This window comes from Mycobacterium sp. URHB0021 (assembly GCF_054057895.1).
On the sequence record NZ_JBSRZT010000002.1, the window covers coordinates 7,213,253 to 7,239,879 of the forward strand.

22 protein-coding genes and 1 pseudogene are annotated in these 26,627 nt (G+C 64.1%); 3 read left to right on the top strand and 20 right to left on the bottom strand.

What is annotated here, in order from left to right:
- Positions 1-30: 30 nt before the first annotated feature.
- From ACVWWN_RS37390 to ACVWWN_RS37465, 16 genes are all read right to left on the bottom strand, one after another.
- The gene (locus ACVWWN_RS37390; RefSeq protein ID WP_457148363.1) at positions 31-693 is read right to left on the bottom strand and encodes a class I SAM-dependent methyltransferase; all 663 of its coding nucleotides are present in this window, start codon (positions 691-693) and stop codon (positions 31-33) included.
- Positions 694-773: 80 nt separating this feature from the next.
- Positions 774-1,817: an alpha/beta fold hydrolase gene (locus ACVWWN_RS37395; RefSeq protein ID WP_457148364.1), complete on the bottom strand. Its 1,044-nt coding sequence runs from the start codon at positions 1,815-1,817 to the stop codon at positions 774-776.
- A gap of 846 nt (positions 1,818-2,663) precedes the next feature.
- Positions 2,664-3,344 carry an RraA family protein gene (locus tag ACVWWN_RS37400; RefSeq protein ID WP_457148365.1) on the bottom strand — a complete coding sequence of 227 codons (681 nt, stop codon included), beginning with the start codon at positions 3,342-3,344 and terminating at the stop codon, positions 2,664-2,666.
- A complete protein-coding gene (locus ACVWWN_RS37405; protein ID WP_457148366.1) occupies positions 3,314-3,586 on the bottom strand; it encodes a DUF6510 family protein in 273 nt (90 codons plus the stop codon). Before ACVWWN_RS37405 ends, ACVWWN_RS37400 begins: the two co-directional genes overlap by 31 nt.
- Positions 3,587-3,603: 17 nt before the next feature.
- The gene (locus ACVWWN_RS37410; RefSeq protein ID WP_457148367.1) at positions 3,604-4,344 is read right to left on the bottom strand and encodes a ferredoxin reductase; all 741 of its coding nucleotides are present in this window, start codon (positions 4,342-4,344) and stop codon (positions 3,604-3,606) included.
- A gap of 3 nt (positions 4,345-4,347) precedes the next feature.
- Positions 4,348-4,947 (bottom strand): sulfite oxidase-like oxidoreductase, encoded by a 600-nt coding sequence (locus ACVWWN_RS37415; RefSeq protein WP_457148368.1) that lies wholly within the window; start codon positions 4,945-4,947, stop codon positions 4,348-4,350.
- Between the two features lie 834 nt (positions 4,948-5,781).
- Positions 5,782-7,536 carry an aa3-type cytochrome oxidase subunit I gene (ctaD, locus tag ACVWWN_RS37420; protein ID WP_457148369.1) on the bottom strand — a complete coding sequence of 585 codons (1,755 nt, stop codon included), beginning with the start codon at positions 7,534-7,536 and terminating at the stop codon, positions 5,782-5,784.
- On the bottom strand, positions 7,533-8,678 hold the full coding sequence (gene tal, locus ACVWWN_RS37425) for a transaldolase (protein WP_457148370.1): 1,146 nt from the start codon (positions 8,676-8,678) through the stop codon (positions 7,533-7,535). The genes ctaD and tal overlap by 4 nt, the downstream gene beginning before the upstream one ends.
- Before the next feature lie 147 nt (positions 8,679-8,825).
- Positions 8,826-9,374: a peptide-methionine (S)-S-oxide reductase MsrA gene (gene msrA, locus ACVWWN_RS37430; RefSeq protein WP_457148371.1), complete on the bottom strand. Its 549-nt coding sequence runs from the start codon at positions 9,372-9,374 to the stop codon at positions 8,826-8,828.
- A complete protein-coding gene (gene msrB, locus ACVWWN_RS37435) occupies positions 9,371-9,865 on the bottom strand; it encodes a peptide-methionine (R)-S-oxide reductase MsrB (protein WP_457148372.1) in 495 nt (164 codons plus the stop codon). Before msrB ends, msrA begins: the two co-directional genes overlap by 4 nt.
- A 55-nt stretch (positions 9,866-9,920) precedes the next feature.
- Positions 9,921-10,694, bottom strand: coding sequence for an SDR family NAD(P)-dependent oxidoreductase (locus tag ACVWWN_RS37440; protein WP_457148373.1), 774 nt, complete (start codon positions 10,692-10,694; stop codon positions 9,921-9,923).
- Between the two features lie 302 nt (positions 10,695-10,996).
- The gene (locus ACVWWN_RS37445; protein ID WP_457148374.1) at positions 10,997-11,440 is read right to left on the bottom strand and encodes a GNAT family N-acetyltransferase; all 444 of its coding nucleotides are present in this window, start codon (positions 11,438-11,440) and stop codon (positions 10,997-10,999) included.
- Between the two features lie 3 nt (positions 11,441-11,443).
- Positions 11,444-11,905, bottom strand: coding sequence for a DUF5709 domain-containing protein (locus ACVWWN_RS37450; protein WP_457148375.1), 462 nt, complete (start codon positions 11,903-11,905; stop codon positions 11,444-11,446).
- A gap of 195 nt (positions 11,906-12,100) precedes the next feature.
- Positions 12,101-12,388, bottom strand: a complete 288-nt coding sequence (trxA, locus tag ACVWWN_RS37455; protein ID WP_457148376.1) for a thioredoxin — start codon at positions 12,386-12,388, stop codon at positions 12,101-12,103.
- 37 nt (positions 12,389-12,425) lie between these two features.
- The gene (locus ACVWWN_RS37460; protein ID WP_457149427.1) at positions 12,426-13,406 is read right to left on the bottom strand and encodes an NAD(P)/FAD-dependent oxidoreductase; all 981 of its coding nucleotides are present in this window, start codon (positions 13,404-13,406) and stop codon (positions 12,426-12,428) included.
- Between the two features lie 1,159 nt (positions 13,407-14,565).
- Complete coding sequence (locus ACVWWN_RS37465; RefSeq protein ID WP_457148377.1) at positions 14,566-16,842, bottom strand: LuxR C-terminal-related transcriptional regulator; 2,277 nt, start codon at positions 16,840-16,842, stop codon at positions 14,566-14,568.
- 391 nt (positions 16,843-17,233) lie between these two features.
- Here ACVWWN_RS37465 and ACVWWN_RS37470 point away from each other — a divergent pair, with 391 nt between their 5' ends.
- Positions 17,234-17,455 (top strand): hypothetical protein, encoded by a 222-nt coding sequence (locus ACVWWN_RS37470; RefSeq protein WP_457148378.1) that lies wholly within the window; start codon positions 17,234-17,236, stop codon positions 17,453-17,455.
- Between the two features lie 24 nt (positions 17,456-17,479).
- Here the strand turns inward: ACVWWN_RS37470 and ACVWWN_RS37475 are convergent.
- Positions 17,480-20,274: pseudogene (locus ACVWWN_RS37475) on the bottom strand (ATP-binding protein).
- Positions 20,275-20,857: 583 nt separating this feature from the next.
- On the opposite strand from ACVWWN_RS37475, the gene ACVWWN_RS37480 reads away from it, so the two are divergent.
- Both ACVWWN_RS37480 and ACVWWN_RS37485 read left to right on the top strand, forming a co-directional pair.
- Positions 20,858-22,639 carry a sigma-54-dependent Fis family transcriptional regulator gene (locus ACVWWN_RS37480; protein ID WP_457148379.1) on the top strand — a complete coding sequence of 594 codons (1,782 nt, stop codon included), beginning with the start codon at positions 20,858-20,860 and terminating at the stop codon, positions 22,637-22,639.
- A gap of 260 nt (positions 22,640-22,899) precedes the next feature.
- Complete coding sequence (locus ACVWWN_RS37485) at positions 22,900-23,154, top strand: hypothetical protein (protein ID WP_457148380.1); 255 nt, start codon at positions 22,900-22,902, stop codon at positions 23,152-23,154.
- A 209-nt stretch (positions 23,155-23,363) separates the two neighbouring features.
- Here ACVWWN_RS37485 and ACVWWN_RS37490 read toward each other — a convergent pair whose 3' ends face one another.
- The 3 genes from ACVWWN_RS37490 to lpdA all read right to left on the bottom strand — a co-directional run bounded on the left by ACVWWN_RS37490 (position 23,364) and on the right by lpdA (position 26,588).
- Complete coding sequence (locus ACVWWN_RS37490) at positions 23,364-23,717, bottom strand: LLM class flavin-dependent oxidoreductase (protein WP_457148381.1); 354 nt, start codon at positions 23,715-23,717, stop codon at positions 23,364-23,366.
- Positions 23,718-24,147: 430 nt separating this feature from the next.
- The gene (locus ACVWWN_RS37495) at positions 24,148-24,720 is read right to left on the bottom strand and encodes a hypothetical protein (RefSeq protein ID WP_457148382.1); all 573 of its coding nucleotides are present in this window, start codon (positions 24,718-24,720) and stop codon (positions 24,148-24,150) included.
- A 458-nt stretch (positions 24,721-25,178) separates the two neighbouring features.
- Entirely contained in the window at positions 25,179-26,588 is a 1,410-nt protein-coding gene (gene lpdA, locus ACVWWN_RS37500; protein WP_457148383.1) for a dihydrolipoyl dehydrogenase, read from the bottom strand.
- Positions 26,589-26,627: the final 39 nt, after the last annotated feature.

Sequence of the window (26,627 nt, forward strand, 5' to 3'; positions counted from 1 at the left end):
GCGCCGCATTTGGTCGACGGCCGTCCGGGCTCATCGAGTCGCCCGTCCCACCATGAGTGGACGGACGATCGGTGGCATTGCGCGCCACACGGCGTCGTCGGCGTCGACCCCGAAGCCGTTGGCGCGCATCAGCTCGACGGTGCGGCGGTTGCAGCAGCAGCCCGCTGCAAAGCGGCGCCATGGTTGGAGCAGGTTGTCCTGGCAGGCCGCAAGGAACCGCGACCTCGCGCGCACGTGTTCGATGAACAGCAGCTGCCCATCCGGGCGGAGCACGCGGGCGATCTCGCGGAGCACCCGGTCGGGGTCATCGACGGTACACAGGACCAGTGTCGAGACGACGGTATCCACGGACGCATCGGCCAGCGGAAGCCGCTCTGCAGGCGCGTCGACGATCCGCGCATCCACCGCGTTGCGGTGCTGCAGGCGACGCGCGAGTCTCCGGCGCATCGCCGGATCGGGCTCGGCGAGCACCAGCTCGGCGATGCCGTCGGGATAACACGCGATGTTCAGCCCGGTCCCGGCGCCGATCTCGACGACGCGGCCGCGGGCGCCGCCGAGCAGCGCGCTCCGCATGCGGCGCATGCCTGTGATCTCGCTCAGCCAGAGAAACGGGTCGTACACGAGGGCGAAAATCCGAAGCCACGCGGCCGACGGTGCGCTCGCGTGAACTCCGGAATCGGCGATATCTGTCATCCGGCGAACGTACGAGCCGCGCAAGGATGCCCGCATCGCCCGAAGCGGCCATCTTCTGGAGATGGCCCCTTCGGGCTACCTCACAGCAGGCCGAGACGCGCGGCTTCGGCGACGGCGGCCGTCCGCGAGGTGCGGCCCAGCTTGCTGCGGATGTTCGCGACGTGGCGGTGAACGGTATGGGGGCTGAGCACGAGTTGTTCGGCGATCTCGCGATCGCTGAGACCGCGCGCGACGCAGGCGAGGATCTCCTGCTCACGACGGGACAGCAGGACCGGTCCCGGCTCGCTCGCATGCTCTGGCGTCGGCTGCGCCGGGCCCAGCGCTTCGCGACACGCGCGGATGACGGAATCGACATCACCATGCCAGGGGAAGTGCGCGCTGCCCTGCAGCGGGATGAACCTCGCGCCTGGAATCCCGGCCGCGACCTCACGCCCGAGTCGGTAGGGCACAGCGCGATCGTCGCGACGATGTACTACCAGCGCCGGCCGGCGGACGAGAGGAAGCTGCCCGCGTACGTCGAGGCGATAGACGAGGGCCAGCAAGGCGGCCGCGGTCTCGGCGGTCGCCGCCTCCCGCTGAAACCGCGCGAAGCTTTGGTGCTCCGCAGGATCAGCATCACCGAGGAACATGTCACTGAGCAGACGCGAGCCGAGTCCCCAGTGCGCGCGTACCGCCGCGAGAATCGCCTCCGAGACCGCCGGAGCGGTGATCGCTGCGCCATCGGAGTACGAGCCGTACAGCACCAGGCGCTCCACGCGCTCCGGAATTGCCGCGGTGAACGCGATCGCCGCGCAGCTCCCGCTCGAGCCCCCGACGAGCGACACACGCTCGAGCCCGAGTTCGTCGAGCAGCGCACGCAGCGTTGCGACTTCCCCGTCGATGGTCAGATCCGCGTCCCGCACCGTACGGTCCGACATGCCGACACCGAGACGGTCGTAGCGGATCAGTGTGTATCCATCCGCGACGCCCTGCCAGAACCGCCGAAATGCCGGGCTCTGCCAGTCCAGTTCGAGGTGGCTCACCCACCATGCCGGAGCGACGAGAGGTGGACCGTCCCCCCGAATCTCGTACGCCACGCGACGGTCGCCGAGGGCAAGGAACCGGATCTCGGAGTTCTCCAGCATCGCCAGAGCCTACGGCGGCCGTGTGGGCAGCGGAAGGACGGCAATGAGAGGTACCGCCGGCACCGGTCCGAGTGGCGCGACGTCTGATAGTCACGTCGTGCCGCGCATGCGCTGACAGCGTGAGCGGGAAGTCCGACGCGAAATCAGCCGCGCGGCACCGTGCTGTACGAGCCTGGCTGGCGAGCAGCCGAGATCTTCCTCGTCCTCAGCAGCTTCATCGAGGTCTATGTGTCCCCAGCACGATCCCACAAGTAGTGCACGAGTATGGGGAGCAGCAGTTCACCGGCGAGCTCAACCGTTCAGCGATCGGAGGACGCGGGTCGGCGCACACATGGGTGACGATGGGTGGGTGGCGCAACCGCCAGCCCTACCGCTTCGCCGATCCGGACGTCGACCGCCACATTCCCAATGTGTTTCACATACCTGTTGCCGCGACCGCCGGCGACCAGCCGTGCCGGCTTTCAGCTGTCGGAAACGTGCGATCCGGATGGATCAGACGGGTCGCCTCGGCGGTGGGTGCGGGCTCGATAGTGGTTGCTTCCGTACACCAAGCGCTAGGAGCGACGACAACGGACGACCAGCGCTGAGAGTGCATCAGCGTGCTGTCACGAGAATCGATTGGGCCGGTCATCGCCAGCTCGATCCGATCGAATTTTACGAGCAACCGGGTGAGCGCACCGCGGCCTACCATGCGAGCCAGCGCTGCGCCGACGCAAACTCATCTACTGCACTTGACATAAGTGGTCGCAGATCTAGCTCCTCGGCCCGCTCATCGAGCGACATCAAGTCATTCCCCGCCGATCATGGACGCTGCCCTAATGGCGCTCGGGTTCTGCAGCGCACTAGTCACTTCTCACTGTCTCTCGGCGTGTTTCGGGTTTCGCCTCTGATGGTGGCGATGGACGCCGCGTCGGCTGCGACGACCTGGATGGCCGCGTGCAGCACGGCTTGCACATCGTCGGCCGGTATGACCACGGCGCCGGAGGCGTCGGCGAAGACGTAGTCGCCGGGGCAGACCGCCACCCCGCCGATCACCACCGGCCGGTTCGCCTCGTATGGGGTGACGATGTCGCCGCCCCATCGCGTGGTTTCACCACGGCAGTAGATGGCCAGGTCGTAGTGCCGAAGCTCGGCGAAGTCGCGCAGCCGCCCGTCCGCGAGAATGCCGGCCAGCCGATGGTTCTGGGCACGCGACAGCTTTGTTCCACCGCCCAGTGACGCTTCGGGGTAGCCGTTGCTGGCCAAGACCAGCACGCGCCCGCCGGCGCCGCGTTCAATCGCCTGGTGGAGCAGCCTCTTGAAGTTGTAGCGCTCGGGCGGACGGGCGGCCTGGCACGCCGGGAAGTACGAGATGGTGACCGCGGGGCCGAAGAGCCGGCGACCGGGCGTTGGGCTCACCAAGTCGTTGATATGACAGCGATGTTGATGCAGTCGCCCCACCGCGTCCACGACGTCGGCGGTGCGCACCCGACTGGCGAGCGCGTCGAGCGACTCCATCAGCCGGCCGGGAAAGGGATGCGCCAGCACTGGGCGCCGCGTGGGTCCAGCCGCACGTCGGTCGGGGTTTGCACTAGTCGGACCAGCACATGGTCGCAGCTCTGGCAACGCACCACGATACCCGGGGCGCGTTGATAGATGTGAGTCTCGGCGAAAGCCCCGACCCGACCACATCCCGCGCATGTCACGATCGCAGTGGTGACATCGAATCCCAGCACTTTAGCGAAGGCGCCTGCTGCGGCGTTACCGTCGAGGTGCGTCGGTTCTGTCATCTTTCCTTCTTCCTGAATTAGCCGCTCGGTCCGAACCGCTCGGTCCGGATGGCCGATGGGGAATGTCCCTGCCCGATCAGCTTCGTGGCCACCGATTCAACGAATCCCGTTGGGCCGCAGACGTAGATGCGCGGACCGTCGTCGGGCATCCATCCAGGCGCCGCGAGATCACCACAGCCGACCCGACCCGGCCGCCGGGTGATCGGCGGCGCGACGGCCCGGGTGTAGACCAAAGCGACCTGCAACCAGTCGAAGTCGCGTTCGAGGCGGTCCAACTCGTGGGCGTAGAAGACGTCGGCGGGACTGCGCACCGAGTAGACAAGCCGAAACTTCCCGCTGCCCGCCGATATCCGCTGTCGCAGCATCGCCATCAACGGCACGATGCCCGAGCCGCCAGCGACCAACAAAATCCGGGCCTCCTCAGCCGGCCGCCAAACGAACCAACCGCCGATGGGTCCGCGAAGCGCGATCTCCTCGCCGGGGCGCACAGCCGTGAGATATGGCGAGACCTCTCCGTCGTCGATCTGCTGCACGGTGAGCTCGATGCGCTCACCGTCGGCCGGTCTGCTCAGCGAATAGCTGCGTTGTGCACTGTATCCGTCCTCAGCGGTCAGCTTGAGATCAATGTGCTGGCCCGCCAAGTGGCCGCCCCAGCCCGGCACCGCAAGTCCGATCGTTCGCGCGGATTCGGTCTCCGGCGTTGAGTTCACCACCCGCGCAACCCGCCACTGCAAATGGGGTGTCGGCCCATCCTCCACGGGTCAATCCCCGGCGTAGCGTTGTTCTCGCCACAGGTCACCGTAGCTGTGATAACCCAGGTGCTCCCAGAATCCGGGTATGTCGCTGTCGCGCAACTCAATGGACCGCACCCACTTCGCGGACTTCCAAAAATACAGATGGGGCACCAGCAGCCGCGCCGGACCACCGTGCACCGCGGTAAGTGGTTCGCCCTGGTAGGCGTCGACGATCCAGGCCTTCCCACCAAGTAGATCGGCTAGCGGAATATTGGTGGTATAGCCACCGTAAGAACCGACCAATGCGAACTCCGCGGTGGCGTCCACCGATTCGAAAAGCTTGTCCAGCGAAACGCCTTCCCACTTGGTGTCCAATTTGGACCACGTGGTGACGCAATGAATGTCGACAGTGAGCCGCTCGCTGGGCAATGCTTTCAGCTGGGTCCAGGTCCACACGTGTTCGGCGCCGTGCCCGTCGCGGATGGTGAACCGCCAATCATCGAGATCGATCCGCGGAGTCGGTCCGGCCTGCAGGACTGGGAAATCCGCGGTCAGATGCTGACCGGGCGGCAACTCGCGCGTCGACTCAGCGCGGCGCCCGCGAAAGCCTTTGTTGACAATAGTCATTCGTGCTCCCCTTCGTAGTGACGACTCATCCATCATCTCGGGCTCGTTGTCGGTGGCCTATCCAGTGTTTTCTCTGTTCCCGGGAATTGCCGTCGGCGCCGGTGGCGCGTGAACCGTCGGTGCGAACACGTTCCCTCCGGTCGGATTGACACTTTTTTCAGTCGGCGCGGGCGCGGGAACGAACGAGGTCGGGGACTGCGTGGTGGGGGTTGTCGTCGGCGGTTGCGTGGTCGACGGCGCGTTCGAACCGTTACCGCTACAACTCACGAGCGATGCCGCCAACCCACCGAGAACCGCCGTACCCGCGACGACATGCGTCAGGCGAACAGCATCCCAGTTTTCCATCACGATGTCTCCAATCGATTGGGCTTGATAGCTGACTCACCGCAAAGGTGTGAGCGAAACCATTCGTAGCGCATTTGTTGATGCTTCGATGCGGGTCGCAGAGGCCATCGCCCTACACCCGATACACCGCACGCGCGCCGTCGCCCAGGGTGCCGAACTGATGCGAACAGTGGGCGCAGTAACGCAGATAAAGCGTGGGCTGTAGGTGCTGCTCATGGCACGGATCGCATGCCAGTGACTGACCTCCGCAGCACTTCATCACGTAGATCCATTCGGCTGGTTTGGAACACTGACTGATCACCCGAAACGGACGCACCCTGTTGTCGACCCTCGTGGAGTCACAAAGGCGCTCGCCCTCACCAATGTTTAGGACCTCGTTGATGGGGCGTTCCAGAAGACGTGCCGCCATCATGCCTCCGGGTTCTTGCACCGGATGCAAGCCATCTCGAAGTCCGGGTAGCCACTCGATAGTCGCATTGAAGTGACGCATCATGGTGCCCTCTTCTCGGATGTTGTCCCGGTCGTCACGGCATCATCTTGATGCGCCTCGCTGCGGATGCGGTGAACATGGGATTCCTCCCGTAGCCGCTTGACCATGTGTGGGTAGTGCAGTTCGAACGCTGGTCGCTCGGACCGGATTCGGGGCAGCTCGGTGAAGTTGTGCCGCGGCGGCGGGCAGGTGGTCGCCCACTCCAGCGAGTTGCCGTAACCCCACGGATCGTCGACGGTGACCGGCTCGCCGTAACGCCAGCTCTTGAACACGTTCCACACGAACGGAAGCACTGAGGCGCCGAGGATGAGCGCCCCGATGGTCGACACGATGTTCAGCGTGGTGAACCCGTCGGAGGGCAGGTAGTCGGCATAGCGCCGTGGCATGCCGGCAGCGCCCAGCCAGTGCTGCACCAAAAACGTGGCATGAAACCCGATCAGGGTCAGCCAGAAATGCAGCTTGCCGAGCCGCTCATCCAATAACCGCCCGGTCATCTTCGGGAACCAGAAATACACCCCGCCATAGGTGGCGAACACGATCGTGCCGAACAGCACGTAATGGAAGTGCGCCACCACGAAATACGAGTCGGTGACGTGGAAGTCGATCGGCGGGGAGGCCAGCAGCACACCCGACAGACCGCCCAGCAAGAACGTCACCAGGAACCCCACCGAGAACAGCATCGGTGTTTCGAACGTCAGCTGGCCCTTCCACATGGTGCCGATCCAGTTGAAGAACTTGATACCCGTCGGCACCGCGATCAGGAACGTCATGAACGAAAAAAACGGCAGCAGCACCGCGCCTGTGGCGTAGAGGTGATGCGCCCACACCGCGATCGACAACGCGGCGATGGACAAAGTCGCATAAATCAGCGTGGTGTAGCCGAAGATCGGCTTGCGCGAGAACACCGGGATGATCTCGCTGACGATGCCGAAGAACGGCAACGCGATGATGTAGACCTCGGGGTGACCGAAGAACCAGAACAGGTGCTGCCACAGCAGGACACCGCCGTTGGCCGGATCGAAGACGTGCGCACCCAGGTGGCGATCGGCGGCCAACCCGAACAGCGCAGAGGTCAAGAGCGGGAACGCCACGAGCACCATCACGCTGGTCACCAGGATGTTCCAGGTGAAGATCGGCAACCGGAACATGGTCATGCCGGGGGCCCGCATGCACACCACGGTGGTGATCATGTTGACCGCGCCCAGAATGGTGCCCAGGCCGCCGACGATCAGACCGAGAATCCACAGATCCCCGCCCGCACCCGGGGAGTGGATCGCATTCGACAGCGGGGTGTAAGCGGTCCAGCCGAAGTCGGCCGGCCCGCCGGGGGCGACAAAGCCGCCCAGCGCGATAAAGGCGCCGAAAAGAAAAAGCCAGAAAGACATCGCGTTCAGCCGCGGGAACGCTACGTCCGGGGCGCCGATCTGAAGCGGCAGGACCAGGTTGGCGAACCCGAACACGATCGGGGTGGCGTAGAACAGCAGCATCACCGTGCCATGCATGGTGAACAGCTGGTTGTACTGCTCGTTGGACAGAAACTGCAGGCCTGGCGCGGCCAGTTCGGTGCGGATTAACAGCGCCATCAGCCCGCCGATGAAGAAAAACGCGAAGCACGCGACGACATACATCATGCCGATCACCTTGTGATCGGTGGTCGTCACCAGCTTGTAGAGCACCGTGCCCTTGGGACCCGGCCGCGCCGGAAAGGGACGCCGGCTCTGCAATTCTCCGATTAGGGCTGCGTGGGTTGTCAACGGTCCGGTTCTCCCCTGCCCTGCGTATTCTCGGCGGTCTCCGCTGATGTGGGGTAGGCGTCGAGCAGTTGGCGCCAGGAGGCTGCAAACTTGGCGACGCCGTCGTTTTCAAGCACTCTGAAGACATCCTCTAGGCCGACGCCGACCGCGCTGACGTCGTCGAGCACCGTTTGGGCGTCGGCGGCCGTGCCGGTGATGGAGTCGCCGACGATGACACCGTGGTCAGCGAGCGCCTCCAAGGTGCGTTCCGGGATGGTGCTCACGGTGTGCGGTGCGATCAGCTCGGTGACGTACATGGTGTCGGGATATGCAGGATTTTTCACCCCGGTCGATGCCCAGAGCGGCCGCTGCACGTGGGCGCCTGCGTAACTTAATGCGGCATAACGTGTTCCGGCTTCGAATACGTCCTGGTAGGCCGCATAGGCCAGGCGAGCGTTGGCGATTGCCGCCTGTCCACGCAGCGCCATGGCGGCATCAGTGCCGATCGCTTCGAGACGCTGATCGATTTCGGTATCAACTCGGGAGACGAACAACGAAGCCACCGAATGGATTCCGGTGAGGTCCCGCCCGGCTTGTTGCGCAGCTTCCAGCCCGGCCAGATACGCATCCATCACCTGGCGGTGACGCTCGACGGAGAAGATGAGCGTCACGTTGACTGAAATGCCCTCGGCCACCGTGGCGGTGATGGCAGGCATCCCGGCCGTCGTGGCGGGAATCTTGATGAACAGGTTGGGCCGGTCAATGATCTTCCACAGCTCGGCGGCTTGGCTGACCGTCGCCTCGGTGTCGTCGGCCAGCCGCGGGTCGACCTCGATCGATACCCGCCCGTCCACGCCACGGGAGGCTTCCCACTGCGGGCGCAGGACATCACAGGCCGCCCGGACGTCATCGGTGATGACGGTGCGGATGGCCGAATCGGCGTCGGCGCCACTTTCGGCCAACTGGGTGAGCTGCCGCGTGTAGGCCTGGCCATGGGAGATCGCGTGCAGAAAGATCGACGGGTTGGTGGTGACGCCCACGACGCTTCTGGTGTCGATCAGCTGCTGCAGGTTGCCCGATGTCAGGCGGTCACGAGATAGGTCATCCAGCCAGACCGACACTCCCGCCGCTGACAGCGCACTCAGAATGATGTTCTGCGTCATCGCCGACCCGCTTGCGGCTGGTGTCGCGGTGTCCGCGAGATTTTTACGGCGAGCAGCACGGCGCCGAAAGCGATGACCGGTAAGTACGCGGCGGTCAGCATCTGCCGATCACGCGCCGACATGCGGTGACACCACATCGCGTGGCACTCATTCATGACGGCTCGGCTCAACCGTGCTGCGCGTCGCGCCACCGGATTCACTGGGGTCAGACAATTTCCACTCCGGCCGCACGTAGTGGCAGGTGTAGCCGCCGGGGTAGCGCTGCAAATAGTCCTGGTGTTCTGGTTCGGCTTCCCAGAAGTCGCTGGCCGGCGTCACCTCGGTGGCCACTGCGCCAGGCCACAGTCCCGATGCATTGACATCGGCGATGGTGTCGCATGCAATGCGCTTCTGATCGTCATCGAGATAGAAGATCGCCGAGCGGTAGCTGGTGCCGACATCGTTGCCCTGGCGGTTCTTTGTGGTTGGATCATGGATCTGGAAGAAGAATTCCAACAAGGCACGGTAATCAGTTTTGGTGGGGTCGTAGGTGATCTCGATCGCCTCGGCGTGACCGGGGTGGTTGCGGTAGGTCGGGTGCTCGTTTTGGCCGCCGGTATAGCCGACGCGGGTCGTTTCCACGCCGGGCAGCAGGCGGATGAGGTCCTGGATGCCCCAGAAGCATCCACCCGCGAGTATCGCGGTCCTCGTCGTCATCGCTGCGGCTCTGTGAGTTCTGAATCGGCCTGCGTCGCAGAGCTGTCCGCGGTTTCAAAGAGGCTCAGGTAGTGCCCGTAGCCCTCAGCCTCGAGGTTGTCGCGGTGGATGAAGCGCAGAGCCGCGGAATTGATGCAGTAGCGCAGGCCTCCCTTGGACCGGGGTCCGTCGTTGAAAACATGCCCTAGGTGGCTGTCGCCCTGTCGCGAGCGCACTTCGGTGCGCACCATGTGGTGGCGGTGGTCGGACTTTTCGACGATGTTGTCGCCGTCGACCGGCTTGGTGAAGCTCGGCCAGCCGGTACCGCTGTCGAACTTGTCGACCGATGCGAACAGCGGCTCACCCGACACCACGTCGACGTAGACGCCTGGTTCATGGTTGTCGAGGTATTCGCCGGTGAAGGGTCGCTCGGTGCCGCTTTCTTGGGTGACGTAGTACTGCTCGGGGCGCAACGCGGCGATCGCGGCCGGATTCTTATGGTAGTCGTGCATCGGAGGTGCTCCTCGTGGTGGTGCGGTGATTGTTTTTGCCGCGGATCCCGGTGGGCTAGTTGCGGCCGGCCATGACGCCGCCATCAACGTTGAGAATCGTGCCGCTGATCCAGCTTGCTTGTTCGGAGAGCAGAAAGGTGATGGCGTTCGCCACGTCGGCCGGGGTGCCGACGCGGCCCAGCGGGTGCAGTGGCGCGAACGTCGCCAGTGTTGCGTCGATCTCCTCCTTGGCGATAAACCTCTCGTAGAGAGGCGTTTTCACCACCGCTGGTGCGACAGCATTGACTCGGATCTGATGGGGAGCCAGCTCGATCGCCAGATTGTGGGTGAGGGCGTGTAATCCCGCCTTCTGCATGGAGTAGCCCGACGACGGCGTCGCGCCGATCGCCTGATGCGCCCACATCGCGCCGATATTGACGATGGAGCCCCCCGCACAGTTGGCGATCATGCCCGCGACCACGGTCTGGGTGAGAAAGAACAGTGCGTAGTTCAGATCGAGATACGAATCGTAGGACTGGGCGTCGTAGTCCAGGAAGGGTTTTGGGATGAAGTAGCCGGCCGCGTTGACCATCAGCGTTGCGTCGCCGTGGTGCTCGGATAGCGCGCGCTGCACATCGGTAACTGCGGATCGGTCGGTCAGCTCGGCAGCGATCCCCCAGGCTCTACCCCGACGGTCCAGCTCGGCCACAGTGTCATCGACACGATCTTTCGAGCGTCCTATGATCACCGCGCTGCCACCGCGATCAATGACGTCCACCGCGGCTTGACGTCCCATGCCGGCACTGCCGCCTACGACAACGATCTTCTTACCGTCGAACTCTGCGTCCACTGGCGAGTTTCCTTTCTCTGGTTCCTTCAGCTGCTACACCGCATTGCACGTATGGTTATGTGGCGCCATACAGTCGGTGATCGCTGCGGAGGTCTGTCGAAAGACAAGCCTGGCCGGCCTAGGGGTGAGCTGTCTTCACCCTGCTGCCCCAATCACCCGGGTGAGGACGGACCGGGGCCACGAACGCGACATCGAGCAGGTATCTAAGTCCTGCGCTGTGTAATTGCGGGGCGCCGCAGTGGGTGCTCGACAGAATGACGCTGTTGACTCGCGCGCATCAGCAATGCCATACGCGGATTTCGTCAGCTGTCGACTTCGAGCGAGAAGTGATGAGCGGAGATCCGCAGGCGGTTGCGCATGTACAGCCGATGTGCCGCTGCCCGATCGCTTCCCACGCCTGAATCGAGGTGGACTGCTTCGCACCGGCGACGCCTAGCGTCAGCGATTACCCACCGCAAGAGCTCGTCTGCAAATCCGTTGCCACGCGCTGTCTCCAGTGTGCTCACATCGTCGATGTACATGTAGTACCCCCACGCGGTCGACCACAGCTCGCGGAAACCAACGATTGATACCGCCGCACCCGAGGAATGCTCGAAAGCGCCGGCCAGCCGATAGCCCGTCGGCCGAAGCTTGGTGTCAATTAAGTCGACAACGGCGTCGGCGGTCTTCCAGCGAGGCCTGAGCAAGAGCATTGCCTCGGCACCTTGCGCGGTCTCGCCTTCCATGATCTCGCGTATCACAGCCACGGGTCAAAGATGATCCCGGGCCATGGTGCTCTCATCCGCGATGATATGCATGGCCGCTTCCTCCGCCGACGCAGCGCCGCCGTCGATCCCCACATCGTGAGCACGGTAATCGGTAGTGGGATCTGTGGGGTCGACGCCGAACGCGACGAGCCGACCTGCACGGCTGTCGCCGACCTGATCGTCGATCGGCTCGCCATCGCTGTCGGTGACGTCACCGATCCCGTCGCCATCCCATCGGTCGGTCACTTCGGGCACCTCACGGGCCAGCCGGCGCGCCAGACTTTCATGGGTACGCGCTTCACTGGCGGTCAGCCCCCAGTCCCCCAGTTCTCGCGGACTCTCCGGGGGTGAATAGCCTTCGTCCAGGTCGATGCCAGTCTGTTCTGAGTCCAGGCTTTCTTCTGGTTCAAGCAGATGGGCCGCCACGTCATCAAACTCAGAATTCCCCATCAGTGCGTGCTCCATTCCCTATCGCGTCGGCTCCCGGCAATGATCATGCCGCGTAATGGGACGAGCTGTCCTCGCCCACTGCGCCATTCACCCGGGTGAGAGGCCGGCAGCCGCGTCGAATATCGCCATTCTTGAAGTCGCTCCGGGACATAGGCTGACCGGGCACGGCATTCGTGTTGAGTTTGGTGCGAACGCTTCTCTACGAAGTCTTCAGAGATAGTCCGTGAGGTCGCTGAGGAGCGCAGACTTTCCGCGCGCCCCCACTATGCGGGCGACCGGTTGGCCACCCTTGAACACGACCAGGGTAGGGATGGACACCACCTGGTACTGCTCAGCGATCAGGGGGTTGGCGCCAACGTCGAGTTTGGCCACGGTGAGGCGCTCGATGTTTTCGGCCGCGATTTCTTCGAGCACTGACGCTACGGCGCGGCATGGACCACACCAATGCGCCCAGAAGTCCACCAGTACCGGTGTGGTGCTTTCGAGGACGTCGGCCATGAACGAGGCATCGGTGACAGTGATCGAATGGGACTGGTCATTTTGGCGCGTTGTCCTTACTGATGGTGACGTTGTTTGTGGCAGTGCGTGAATGGGTGAGCCAGCGCTGCGCGTCGATCGCGGCTTGACAGCCGCTGGCGGCGGCGGTGACCGCTTGGCGATACCGGTGGTCGATCAGGTCGCCGGTGGCGAAAACCCCATCTACGTTGGAATGGGTGCTGTCGTCGCGGGTCAGGACATAGCCGCGCGTGTCGAGGTCAACCAGTCCCACCAGCAGATCTGAGCGAGGGGTCTGACCAATGGCCACGAATACCGCGTCGACGTCAATCTCGTACTCGGCGGCGGTGTGGGCCCTACGCACGCGCAGCCCGGTGACGTGGTGTCGGCCCTTTACGGCGAGCACTTCGGTGGAGTCCACGACAACGACATTGGGCTGAGCGCGCAGCCGGGCAGCCATGCCAGTCGATGCACGCAATCGGCGCCTACCGCGGATGACGGTCACGCGGCGGGCCAGCGGCGCAAGAAACAGCGCCTCTTCGGCGGCGGCGTCACCGCCCCCGACGACGGCGACGTCGCAGCCAGCGAACTTGTCACCGTCGCGTTTGGCGCTGGCGCTGACTCCGTTGCCTCGCAGCTCACGCTCTCCGGGAACGTTGAGGGGCCGGTTGACTGCGCCCATAGCGAGGATGAGCGCGGAAGCGTGACGCAGGTGGTGGTTGATGGCGACCGACTTGACCTCGCCTTCCAGATCGAATGCGTCGACGTCGCCAGTGTGGAACTCGGCGCCGAAACGTTGTGCCTGTGCGCGCAGGGCGCGGGCGAAGCCGGGTCCGCACACGGGCTGAGCAAAGCCGGGGTAATTGTCCATCTGCCCCGCCGCCATCAGGGCACCGCCGGGCAGATGGCCCTCGACGACCAGGGTGTCGAGTCCCGCGCGTGCGGCATAGAGCGCCGCGGTGTAGCCGGCGGGACCTGATCCGACGATGACAACGTCACGAACTCGGCCTACTCCCTGCATCAACGCGCGACGCTAACCCTGCACGCAGACGCGGCGGTGCGCCGTGAATCGTCACGCTGCGCCGGGTGGGTGTGCAATGGAACCGGCTCGAACTGCTGTGCCCGAATTTCGGCAACCATGGTGCGTAGTTGCGGCTCTTCTGGGCTGCCGGTGTAACCGTCTAGCCAGCGGGGCAGCCTGTCGAACACGGCCAGCGGCAACATCAGCCGGTCTGAGGTTCATGACCCGTCAGACACACACTGGCCTGCATCGGCAAGCATCCACGTCACGTTCGCGTCCGAGATGATCGACAAATCAACCGAGACGGCGCCGGCGATGATCATCCAGCCGACCTCGCCTTCGCAGATAGCGCCAATGTAGCGGTCATCTCACGCTGCGCTGGGTGGTTGGCGGACGCTGAGAGCGACTGCGGCCAGATGGTCGCGGTACGAGGCGGGGCCACGAATGAATGCCTCTGCTGCCCACGTGTTTGGCATCAGAGTGCCACCACGGCTTGCAGGATATCGAATGCGCTCACGAGAGTTTTGCCACACGTCGGGCATCGAGCGACACGATTGAACAATCGCCGCAGCGCCGTGGGCTGCATTTCTGCCGCCGTGCATTGCGCGGTGTATTCCAGTGCGTCTAGATGATCAGCACACACAAAACCGCACGCATTACCGTGCGCGTCACAGTCGAAGCGGTGACAGTGCCCGACCATGTGAAATTCCACGTACGCCACCGCCGGCAGGGCGCACCGGAATCCGTTATCGAGGAACCCCAGCTGACACAGCGGCGCAAACGCGCGGTGACCGATCATCGCGCGAGCAGCAACCGGGCGGCTCAGCAGCGGGGTTCTGTTTGATATTCGAGCAGGTGCCAGGCATCGCTCGTCGACGTCTGAATGCATGTCCTGGTTCCTTCCCAGACTTGGTTCGTGGCGCGCCACCGTTTGCCCTTGATCGTTTTGTTCTCGATCCGGTCACCGCGCCGTGCGGGGTCCGGCTTGGTTGTGCCGGTCTGATCAGAGCTGGCCAAGTCCGCTCACCATGAGATTTCCGCCGAGCGGGGTTATTGGTCATCACCCTTACGGCCGGTTCACCCGGGTGATTATCGCGGGATTCCGGCCGCCGCGGCGATTTACGAAAGGACCAGCTTGGACAAGGTGTCGCTCGACGGTTTAGAGCAGACCGAGCTCACGGGCGCGGGCGACCGCCGCGGCGCGGTCCTCAACGCCCAGTTTGCGGTACAGGGCGCGCTGGTGGGTCTTCACGGTGTTCAGTGAGACATACAGCCGCTGGCCGATCTCACGGCGCGACAGTCGGGTGGCCAGCAACCGAAGGACCTCTTGTTCTTTGGCGGTGAGCTCTTCGGCAACCGTGTTCCCCTGGTTGCGCGGGCTTAGCGCGACGCACTTGCCGCGCTGGGCCGAAGTGAGCACCGTTTGCGCTATTTCGGCGTCCGTACAGCCTAGAAGCAGCGCGCCGGCCTCATTCCGGCTGGCCGCCGCCGTCTCGTGATCACCGACGTCCTCGAGGATGGTGGCTCTGACTACCAGCGCCTTGGCAAGTTCGAGGATTCCTCCCCCCTTGCGGGCCAAGCTGACCGCCAGGGAAGCCGCATCCGCGGCAGCAGCCGCATCGCCACGCACATCAAGAATGGTGGCCGCCGCTAGCGACACGATCGCGTTGACGAAGTGCTCGCCACCCGCCGGGTATGTACCGATGCCCGTTGTTCGGCGAATGTGGTGCTCGGCATCTGCGAACTGACCGGATTCGGCCGCGATCAAAGCGAGATAACCCAGCGCATAGATACGGCGGCGCCGATCGCCGATCTTCTCGGCCAGCGCCACGGCCGCCCGGAAGGTGGCTTGGGCCTCGCCGATGCTGCCGGAGAAGTACAGCGCCGATCCATACATGCAGCACGCGGCCGACCGGGCCTGCAGTGCGTCGTCGAAGTCGAGGGTGATCGCGCGGCGAGCCGCCTCGAGCGCCGCAGCGACGTCACCGGTCTTGAACGCGTGGACCTCACGCAGGGCGACAAGTTGAGCGTCGAGGCTGCCATGATCGGCGGTGTCGGCCGCAGGCCCGGCTTCGACGGCCTCGATCCACATGAGCGCGTCATCAAACTTGCCCGCATTCAATGCGATCCAGGCCCGCGCCGCGCTCAGTCGCGGATCCTGTCGAACAGACTCGTCGGGAAGCAGATCGAGCCAGCCCGAGACGGTCGACAGGCCGCCACCGTTGAATTCGTTGACCCAGTCCGCGGCGATCAGATCAGCACTTGCCGCGATGTCGCCGGCAGCGACCAGGTGGCGCACCGCCTCATCAACAAGGCCCTCGGCCTGGAACCACGCCGCAGCTCGTCGATGCAGAACCGCGACGAGATCGGGCTCGCTGCGATGCAGCTCGGCGCGCAGCAACTCGCCGAACAGATGGTGATACCGATACCAGCGACGCGACATGTCCAGTGGCACCACAAACAGGTTCTCGTGCTCGATCTTCTCCAAGACCGAGGCCGAGCCAGACGTTTGCAGCATCGCGTCGCACAGTGCACCGCTGAGGCGTCCCAAGACCGATGTGCGCAGTAGGAAACTGCGCATCTGCGCTGACTGACTGTCGAGCACCTCGGCCATCAAATAGTCGACGATATGACGATTGTCGCCGGCGAAGGTCCTGATGAATGCGGCGGCATCACGGCGTCCGGCAAGCGAGAGCGCGGCAAGGTAGAGGCCGGCAGCCCACCCTTCGGTGCGTCGGTGCAAAAGCTGAACATCGTCGTCAGTCAAGTCCAGTCCGAGCACATCGTTCAGCAGATGGCCCGCCTCAATAACCCCGAAACGTAAATCGTCGCTTCGCATCTCGAGGAGATCGCCGGCGGCCCGCAGCCGAGCCAACGGCAACATCGGATCCGAGCGGGTGGCCAACACCAACCGAAGATTCGCCGGCATCCGGCCGATAACGAATGCCATCTGCTCATGAACCGCTCGATTTGCCACGCGGTGGTAGTCGTCGAGAATGAGCACCATCGGACTCTCGATTGTGTCCAGATCATTGAGCAGGGTAGGCAGAACGACCTGCACCGGGTCGGCGCCCATCGTCAGGAGTTCGACCGCGCGAGTCCCCACCCCCGGACTGACCTGCTGCAGCGCGGCGACCACGTACATCCAGAACCACACCGGGTCGTTGTCGGACGAATCAAGCGACAGCCAGCCGAACCGCTGGTCCTGGCCCGCACTCAAAGCCCACTGCGCCAGTAATGTCGTCTTGCCCCAGCCCGCGGGCGCACTCAGCAGGGTCAGCTTGCGGCGTCGTCCCGCCGACAGGGCGTCTAAAAGGGTTGCCCTCTGAACAACCTCGCCCCCGATCGCCGGGACGTGCAGTTTGGTGGCGAGCAGAACTGCTCGCTCAGCGCCTTCTGCGATGTGGTTGTCGCTAGGTCCATCTGACCTGAGCATGTCCGAACTCCGCGACTCAGTTGAACCGAGCGTCCGGGCGGGCACACTCGGCGTCGACAAATCCTGGGTGGGCCTTGGCTTCTCGGCCTCCCCGTCGCTCGCTGCGGAACCGCCCGGGCTCGTTCTGCGCGGTGATCGCGAAGTTGCTCTTGAATCAGATGCGTTCTTTCCGATTACCTCCGGGCGCTGGCGATGCCCGTTCAGGCTGGCGGACCCGTTTGCCGCCAACGGGCCAATGATTTTCTCGTGAGCTGCGCTCACACTGTGCCCGCTCACTGTAATTCTCCTCTAGGTCCATCGATGCATTGACTCATGCACCTCATGACAGCGCCGTGCGCGGATGGTGAGCGTCTCATCATGAGGTGAACTGGCGTCTCAAAGTGAGACGCCCGTGGGCGAGCTGGACCGTCCGTCATCGTGGGCTCATGGCCGTCGGGACACCAACGCGTACCCACCGACGGCGAACACCACCGGCATCATCATCAACATTCCCAACAAGGTGCTCATCATCACTTTCTCGATTCCTCTGTGTCCTCTCTCACGTTGGCAGGCGAACACAGCCGTCACCATCGGTCAACGGCTGATCTATAGGCCGGGATCGGTGTATACCTAGTGGCCTTGATATTTGACGCGCCAGTCAATACTGGCGGCGCATGAGTTGCGTCAGTTGAGCCCGAGACGTGATGTCGAGCTTGGCGAAGGCGTTGCGTAGATGCGTTTTCACCGTGTGCGGGGAGAGGTGCAGTTGCTGCGCGACGGAGCGGTTGGTCGCGCCTTCGGCGATCAGATGGACGACCGTGAGTTCGGAGTCGGTGAGGCTGTCCCAGCCCGTTTTTGCCCGTGGGTGCGTGACGATGCGCCGTTCCACGCCTAATCGGCGCAGCGCGCGGCCGACGCGGCGGGCATCGGCAATCGCTTCGCACTCAATGTAGGTGTCGAATGCCGCGTTCAGCTGGTCGAGCGCCTCAGCATTGCGCTGTGCGCGACTCAACTCGCCGCCGGCGTCCTCGGCGGCGCTTGCGTAAAGAAGCGGCCGCGACGACGAGGGGAGCAACTTCGCGGCAGCCACCAATGCCTGAACGTCACGTTCGAGTATCCCGCGGGCGTATCCGGCGACCCCCGAGAACAGCGGCACGGGTGGTCGCTCGCGCTCCAGCGCCTCGGCGGCCTGCAGGACACGTGCGCGCAAGCCGGCATCACCGGCGGCCGAGGCCACCCGCCCAGCCAAGATCACGAGATCCAAGACCTCAGGCGTAATGGGTGTCCCGAGCAAGGTGATGTCGCCGAGCCAGCGCATCGCGTCATGGACGTCGCCGCGCTGCCACGCCGCCAGCGCGAGCACGTGCGCCGCTGCTCGACGTACCGTAGTTCCGCCGGTGGGGTAGGCGTTACGAGCGTCATCGGCCATCTCCTGCAGCAAGTTTCGGTCGCCGGTGTGCACTGCTACTTCGGCCAAAAGCGCCATGCGGATCATGTCCAGGTCGGTCGGGCCTGTCCGGCGTGGGTGCGGCAGGGATTCAACCTCGGCGCGAGCTGCCTCCAACCGACCCGCTGCGAGATGGACCCAGGCATCGATATCGGCCCAGATACCGAGGGCCATCGCGTTGCGTTCCCGGCTGGCTTGCTCTTTTCCGTTGGCGATCTGAGCTGCAGCGTCATCCAACCGGCCGACCACCGCCAGTAGGTTCGCGTGGTGCGCTGCAAGCAAGCCATGGGCCGCCGTCGGATCACTTGCGCGGTCGAGCCCACGAGTCTTCTCGAGGCGGCGCAGCGCGCGGTCGGCATACCCGTCCGCACAGTCGAGGCAAGCGAGGGTGACATCGGCGACGATCTTCGACTCAAGATCACCGGTTGATGCCGCGGCCGCGGCGGCCTCGTCGGCCGCCCCGCGGAGTTGCCCACGTTGGTCGTACAGCAGGTTGTACGCCAGCAAGGCAAGATGCCGCGCCCGGGTGACCTCGCTGATGCCGCCCAACTGCAGCGCTCGGCGATTCTCCTCCACGCGTCGCTGGGCACTGTGCGTATTGATCGTCGGGAGCCGGAGGCGAATCTCGGCCTCCTCCTCCGGCGACGCCGCCTCCGAGAGCGCCGCAACGGCCAATTCTTCCGCCTCGCCGTAGCGGCTGGCCCGGTTGAGCAACTCCACCGTTTCGGCGACCAGTGACCCGCGCTCAGCGTCGTCGGCGGGCAACAGCTCCAACGCACGCTTGATCAAGTCCGCGGCCGCGCTCGCATCGCCGCGGCCCACCGATTGCGCGGCTTGGCGCAGCGCGTCGATCGCCTCTCGGTCCCCGGGCTCGGCGCTGCGCGCCAACTGGGTGGCGACCTCGGCTGGGGCCGCGCCCATCCCCAGCATGACCGACGCCGATTGGCGCTCCATCGCTCGGCGCAGCGACTGGGGTAACGACTGCCGGGGTGGCCTCGCGCAGCAAGTCATGCCGAAACCGCAGCCGCTCACCATCTTCGACGAAAAGATCCGCACGCACCGCCTCCTCGAGCGCCGACATCAGCGATGCCGGCTGGCGGTCCAGCATCGCGGCCAACAGTCCGGCCGAAAACCGGTCGGGCAACACCGCGGCCACCTGCACCACCTCCGAAGCACTATCGGAGAGCAGGTCCAGTCGCTGCTGCATACCGACGCGCAGCCGCCGCGGCAGCGCATATCCGGTGGCCGCGGCACGCCCACCGGAGAACTCGAGCCGACCCTCCTCGCCAAGACCACCGACCAGTTCGCTGACTAAAAACGGATTCCCGTGCGCCTTGGCGGCCAGACTCAGCAGCGACGCATCCGCCCTCGCCCGCACCGCGTCGCAGACCATGTCGGCGACCGCGTCCGGCGTCATCGCTGCCAATCGCAACAATGTGGCATTCGTGCGTTGCAGCACCGACAACGTCTCCTGAACCCCCGCCCCGCCCGCCCCGGTGCGCGCGGTCACCACCCACAACACCGCCGCATCCGGCCGGACGGTGGCCAGCGACCCGCAGCGCCAGCAGGGTTCCGCTATCGGCCCAGTGGATGTCCTCCAACACAACCACCAGGGGGGTCTGCGCGGCCGCCGCATGAATCGCGTACGCCAGATCGTGCACCACCCAGTAGCGCAGATCCGCCGAGCCGCCCAGCCTGCGCAGCGCCTCAACATCACCGACCGGGGGATCAGCGCGCAGCGTGGCCATGAACAACGAGAAAAACGGCACCGTCTGCTGGTACTCGAACGCCTCGCCGAATAGTGCCCGAACACCGGCCTTCTCGGCGAGCGCCAAGATCTCGGTCAGCATGCGGCTCTTCCCGATGCCCGGCGGCCCCTCGATGACCAGTACTCCGCCGCGCCCCTGAGCAAGCGCATCGATCAGCGCGCCGATCACCTTCAACTCGCCCGCCCGACCGCGAATCGGCGGTATGCGCAGCTTCCCCGACGCCCTCGCGGTGCTCACGCGAACCGCCGCCCACCGACGTGAAGTAGGCGGGTGGAAGACCTCCAAGTTGTGTCGTCCACAGTTCTCGCCAACGCTAGCGCTGGACTCAGTGTAGGCGTGCTCCTGGCCCCATTTCCTGTCAATCGCGATCGACTGCGCAGTTGGCCAAACTGTGGTGCCCACGTCGGTTGCTCGGCACAGACAGCCACAGATCTGCATCCCCCAACGGACCAAGGAATTCCTACTGAGCCACCCTCACACCGTGCCCGCTCACGGTATTTCTTCCCGTCGCCCATCGATGCGTTGGCTCATGCGCCTCATGACAGCGCCGCGCGCGGATGGTGAGCGTTTCAACATGACGTGAATGGCGACTTGAAGTAAGACGCCAGAGGGCGGCCTGAACCCTCCGTCATCGTCGTCCTGTTTGGCTTCCCGCGGACGTGTCGGTTCGTCTGAGTAACGCCGCCGCCGCGCGTACAGTAAGTGTGTCTGGCGTCTGGGAAGATGTTTGACGCCTGTAGCCAGGGACGGGTGCGTCCAGCCGCAGGGACGGTCACGGGTCACGGCTAGTGACGGCGAGCCGAGGTCGAGGTAGTGGAGGATGAGGTCGCAGGCCGGCCATACGCCCAAAGTTGAGCGGGTCAGGGAAAAGTTCCTGACCGTCGGGTCCGTTGACGCGGTGCGCTCAGTCGACGACATTCTGCAGCCCAGTGTGCTGGACTCCTGGCGTAGGTCCCAGCTCCTGCACGTTCACCCCGACCGGGTCGAGCTACCCTACGTGCGCGAACCCAATAAGGGTTCGCGGCTGGTGCGCGCGGCCGCGCCGGTGCTGCAGCGCGTAACCGATGATCTAGCTGCGCAAGCTGTCAGCGTTGTCCTGACATCAACGAATGGTGTGGTGCTTGAACGGAGCGCCGCAGAAGTGTCCATCCTCAAAGCGTTAGACGCGATCAGCCTTGCACCGGGCTATAGCTTGGCTGAGGAGGTCGCGGGCACCAACGGGATTGGCACCGCGCTGGAGATTGGCCGGCCCGCCTTCATTCGCGGCGGCGAGCACTACGTCGGGATGTTCACCGGTTTCGCTTGCGCGGGCTCGCCGATCCGTGATCCGATAACGCGCAGGGTGATCGGCGCCGTTAATCTGAGTTGTCTGGCTGACGAATCCGATCCACTGTTGTTCGCGCTGGCTACCAGCGCCAGTCGCCACATCGAGGATCGGATGCGTGCGCTGGCTCATGAAGGCGACACCGCCCTCTTTGAGGCATATTTGCGGCAGGCACAACGGTCTTCCAGCGGTGTCCTTGCGATCGGCGGCGAGGTGGTGTTGATGAATCCGTACCTGCGTCGGACGCTTAACGGTAACGAGCAGACTGCGCTGCTCGAACATGCCTCCGATCTGCTCACCTCCACACCGCCGGGCACCGCGCTGGCTGTTCTGCCGAGCGGACGCATCGCCAAAATGACTGCTGCCGATCGGTCGGCACAGCGCAACGGCCGCACCAATGTCGTTTTCTGCGTTGATCTTTCCGCCGAGACCAGCTCGCACCCCGCCGGAGTCGGCCCGCCGTCGCGCAGTTACGTCCCTGGCCTGGCAGGTCGCAACAGCGCCTGGGTGCGCTGCTGCCGGCATGTGCGGCAATACTGCCGCGACCGAGAATGGGTGATGATCGTGGGAGAGAAAGGATCCGGTCGAGGACGGCTGGCGCAGGCGGTCGGGCAGGACGTGAAACCGGGCCGAACTGTTCGGGTGATGCGCGCCGAAATGTTTCCAAGCGCCGCGCGTCTCGTTGCCGAGTTGGCAGCCGAGTCCAGCGAGGAGGACTTCGCGCTGGTGGTCGCAGACGTGGACGACATCGACAACGACACACTCGAAGCGATTACCTCGATATTGGCCGCGCGCGCCTCCCGCGGATGGGTCGCGGCGACCAGCAGCGGCGCTCCTCCTTCAGCACCGCTCGAGCAGCTGCTGTCGATGTTTACCCATACCGTCACAGTGCCTGCTCTGCGACACAGGATTGACGACCTTTCGGATCTCGTGCCGCTGCTGCTGCACGAGATCACCCGGGGCGCTGATGTGGCGCTGGCGCCCGATGCCATGCGCCAACTCAGCAAACTACCGTGGCCGGGCAACGTTCCGCAGCTGCGGCGGGTTTTGACCGAAACCGTTGCCCACCAACGGTCCGGCACTATCGGCGCCGACAAGTTGCCGCCAGAGTGCCGCTCCGTAACCCGGCGCACGCTGACCCATATGGAAGCCCTGGAGCGCGACGCGATTGTCCGTAGCCTGCAAGACAACGGCGGCGACAAGAAAGAAGCGGCACGCGACCTGGGAATGTCGCGAGCCACCATCTACCGCAAGATAAACGAATACGGTATCGCGTAAGACCGCTGGGCTATCGGACGCAAAGCCTCGGCCAACAACCATCATCTCGAAGCGCCATATCCGTCGTCAGCCGTGCCGTGTGCCAACGACCGCATCCGCCAACTTCGTTTCAATGGCGGGCCTCCACCGAAACCCAGGTTGCGGTGGCTGCGCACGGTGCTCATAACACAAACTCACCCGGGTGAATTTGGTTGCTGGATGATGATCACTCACCCTGCGGCGGTGAATGCTGGATCAACGGCGGGCGAGCGGAGGAGCGAGTGGAGCCGACGATATACCAGATCTGCGTTCAGGGCCGCTTGACCGAGCGGCTGGCGTCGGCACTCGACGGGATGACCCTGCACGGCGGCGCAGTCAACACCGTGTTCACCGGCGAAGTCAAAGACCAGTCACAACTTTACGGAATCCTCGACCGGCTGCGCGATCTCGGCCTCGAGCTCATTAGCGTGCAACCGGAGGCCGCGGCTGGCGGGGATAACGACGAGGACCAGGCTGACGAGAGTGCTCAGCTCTGACCGGAAGGCCACATTCGCGCCAGGGCTGGCGCAAACCTCGATCCGTGAGGAGATCAGCCCGGTCACCGAAATAGGCCACGGCAGCAAGCGGCCTTGGCCACGCTCAGCACAACATCAGTCGGACCCGCATTCAGATAGCTCTGAAGCTGACGCCTGATCGAATCCGCCGAACCCACCGCGGCAATGTCTGCTGCGCTGGCGATACCCTCTCACGCAATCACCTTCCGATACCAGGGAAGTGCCTCGTAGAAGCTCAATTGCCCGGCCGCGAAATTTTTTGCGACATCAACGTTGTCGGACAGGATTGCGGGCACCTGTGCGATGATCCTGGGTTCCGGCCGTCCGGCGTCGGCGGCCGATTTCGAGACGGCCGGGTCCATGAACTCTTCGATGGTCCGAGGACCGGCGATATACGGCACAGTGGCATCGGCCAGCTCGCCGGTGACCTGCAATGCCTTTGGGCCCATCGCGGCCACGTATACCGGGACGGGCGCGCCGCCAGCGACCCGCACCGGCCATCCGGGCTGTGCGCTGATCTCTTTGCCGCTGTCGGCATGCGCCATTCGCACTGTTCGTTCGCCGCGCAGCCGGCCGAACCCATGAAACACTGCTACAACCGCTTGCCGCAATGATGCAGTTCGGTCTTGATCCGAGAGATGCTCGATGATCGCGTCGCGTTTCGCGAAGACGGCGGCAACATCAAGTCTTGAGCCCGAAACGGCCTCCCGTACACCAGGAACCGCCTTCGCAAGGTTGAACACCTCTTGCGGGCGAAGCAATGTTCTGCTTGGGCAGCAGGCAACAGTGGCACTCGCCACCGATCAGAAGATCCTCGATGAGCGCTACAGCAAGGCTTGCCGATGCAAGATTCCGCATGGTGGCCACACCGCCCACCCGCCGCCTACCACGATCACATCGAAGTCATTGCCAGTCGCATCCTTGTGGGACTGGTGGTGTCGCACCCGGTGTAGCGAACTGTCTGGGTCGGCGTGATCACGCGGGGTGCGGTTCTCCATGCTGTAGCTGGAAATCCAGTACCGCGAGCGGCGTCTGGGCATCAAGGAGAACGGAATCGTATTCACACGTCATCACTGCTGTGGTGCCGGTGTGCGTGTTGCGCGCGGTCAATTCGACCACCAGCCGCAGTCGCGTCGGCTCGGTCACGCCACGTCCCAGAACGCGGATGGCCGGCAGGTCGCTGAGCATGTCGAGTCGCATCGGTAACACTCTCATCGGGTGGCTGCGGGCATGTGCGTGGTCGCGAAGGGATGTCAATACGATGATGCCGGTGTCGGCGAGCAACAGGTCGTTCGACAATGCGTTACCGGTCAGAGTAATCGAGACCGCGCACTGCGCTTGCTGCGGTTCTGCTGCGGCCACCGCGGTGGCTCCGGCCAACACCAGCTCACGGGTGGCCTCGCGCCATTGGTGTGCCCGCGCGTATTCGGTGTGGTGGCCTGTTGTCGCTGCGCCTGAACGCTCGGTCGCGGTCTCTTGGGTTACGTTTTGCTGCGCCGGGTTCAACGCGTCGACCGCCGCCGGGTCCTCGTGGTCTTCATGTGACACGCATGTTCCTTGAGTGAGTGCGCGGTTGATTGTCAAGCGCGCCGGAACGCTCTTGGCCGGCTCCTTACCGGCTCAACTCCCTGGGTTACGGGCCGCCGGTCTTCGGTCGGTAACGCGTGGCGAATTCAGCTGCGGCCAACGTCGCGCCCCGGCAATCCGGCCCAGTTCTTGTCGTATTGAGACTGCCGCCGATCCGGGTGAGCTGTCCATCGCCCCAGCCAACTATTCACCCGGGTGATTAATGCGACAGCGTGAACGAACCGTGCCGGTTAGCAGTAATGGACAGCGCTGGACACGAGCGTTGCTTGTGTTGCAGGTGGCGTGATCAACACCGCGCCCAGCCAGAAATCTGGCTGTCAATTCGCCGCTGCCGCAGGCGCGGTGCGGGCGAGTGGCCTTGGGTCTAGCGCGGTACGGATCGGACGTCTACCAGCGCCGGGTTGCGTGCCGCTGTTTCCCTACAGATTGATGGCCTTACCGGCCAGCGCGTGAAAGCATTCCTGTAGCCCTTCACCGAGTGTGGGGTGGGTGTGTACGTTTCGCGCCAGCTCGGTGGCGGTGAGGTCCCACAGCTGCGCGAGCGTCAACTCGGGGAGGAGTTCGCTGACTTCGCTGCCCACCAAATGCGCTCCCAGGAGCTCGCCATGAGCATCATCGGCAATCAGTTTGATGAAACCGCCGCGTTCACCTAGTCCGTGGGCTTTGGCACTGGCCTGCATGGGAAAAGTAGCGACCCGCACGCGGTGACCGGCCGCGAGCGCCTGTTCTTCGGTATAGCCGAAGCTGGCGACTTGTGGCTGGCAGAAGGTCACTCGCGGCATCATCCGATAGTCCAACGGCATCGTTTCCACGCCTGCAATGGTTTCGGCAGCTACTACGCCTTGTGCGGAAGCGACGTGGGCGAGTTGAACTTTGGCGGTGACGTCGCCGATTGCATAGATATGGGGCACGGACGTACGCATGTAGCCATCGATGTCGATAGCCCCAGCGGCGGTGACACGCACTCCAGCGGCGTCCAGACCGATTTCCTCGACGTTGGGACAGAATCCGATGCAGATGAAGGCCCGGGTGGCCTGCGCGGTGAGGGACGTTCCGTCAGCGCCGGTGTGGCTGACGACGACGTGCTCGCCGTGGTCGATGACTTTGTCCACCCGGGTGGATGTGTGAATCGCCATCCCGCGGCGCCGGTAATGCCGCTGAAGTTCTCTTGACACATCGAAGTCCTCGTTAGGAAGGACACGGTCGGCGAATTCCAGAATCTCGACGCGGACGCCGTAACTGTGCAAGATGTACGCGAATTCCATGCCGATGGCACCGCCGCCGATGATCACGATGGACTCGGGCAGATCGGCGTTGAGAATCTGCTGTTCATAGGTGACGATGTTGTCGCTGAGCGCAACTCCGGGCAGCATGCGCACGCGCGATCCGGTCGCGATGACGGCGTGGTCGAAGCTGACTAGCCTACTGCCTCCCTCACGCAGGTCGATGTGAAGGTTGTGGGGACTGGTGAAACAGCCGTGGCCGTCGATCTCAGTGATGTTGTTCTTGCGCATCAGAAAATGCACGCCACGGACCCGAGCATCGGCAACTTCGCGGCTGCGTGACACGGCGCGGGAGTAGTCGAGATCGACGTCACCGGAGATGCCGAAGGTGGCGGACCCGTGGGTGATGATGGAAGCAATTTCAGCATTGCGCAGCAGCGCTTTTGAGGGAACGCAACCCGTGTTGAGGCACACGCCACCCCAATAACGTTCCTCAACTATCCCGACACTCATGCCTAGCTGGGCGGCGCGGATGGCTGCCACATATCCCCCGGAGCCGGCACCGAGGACGATGAGGTCGTAATGTTCGTCGGCTGTCGGTGTCATCTTGGCTCCTGTTTGATCACGGGCATTTTCATGGGCGGG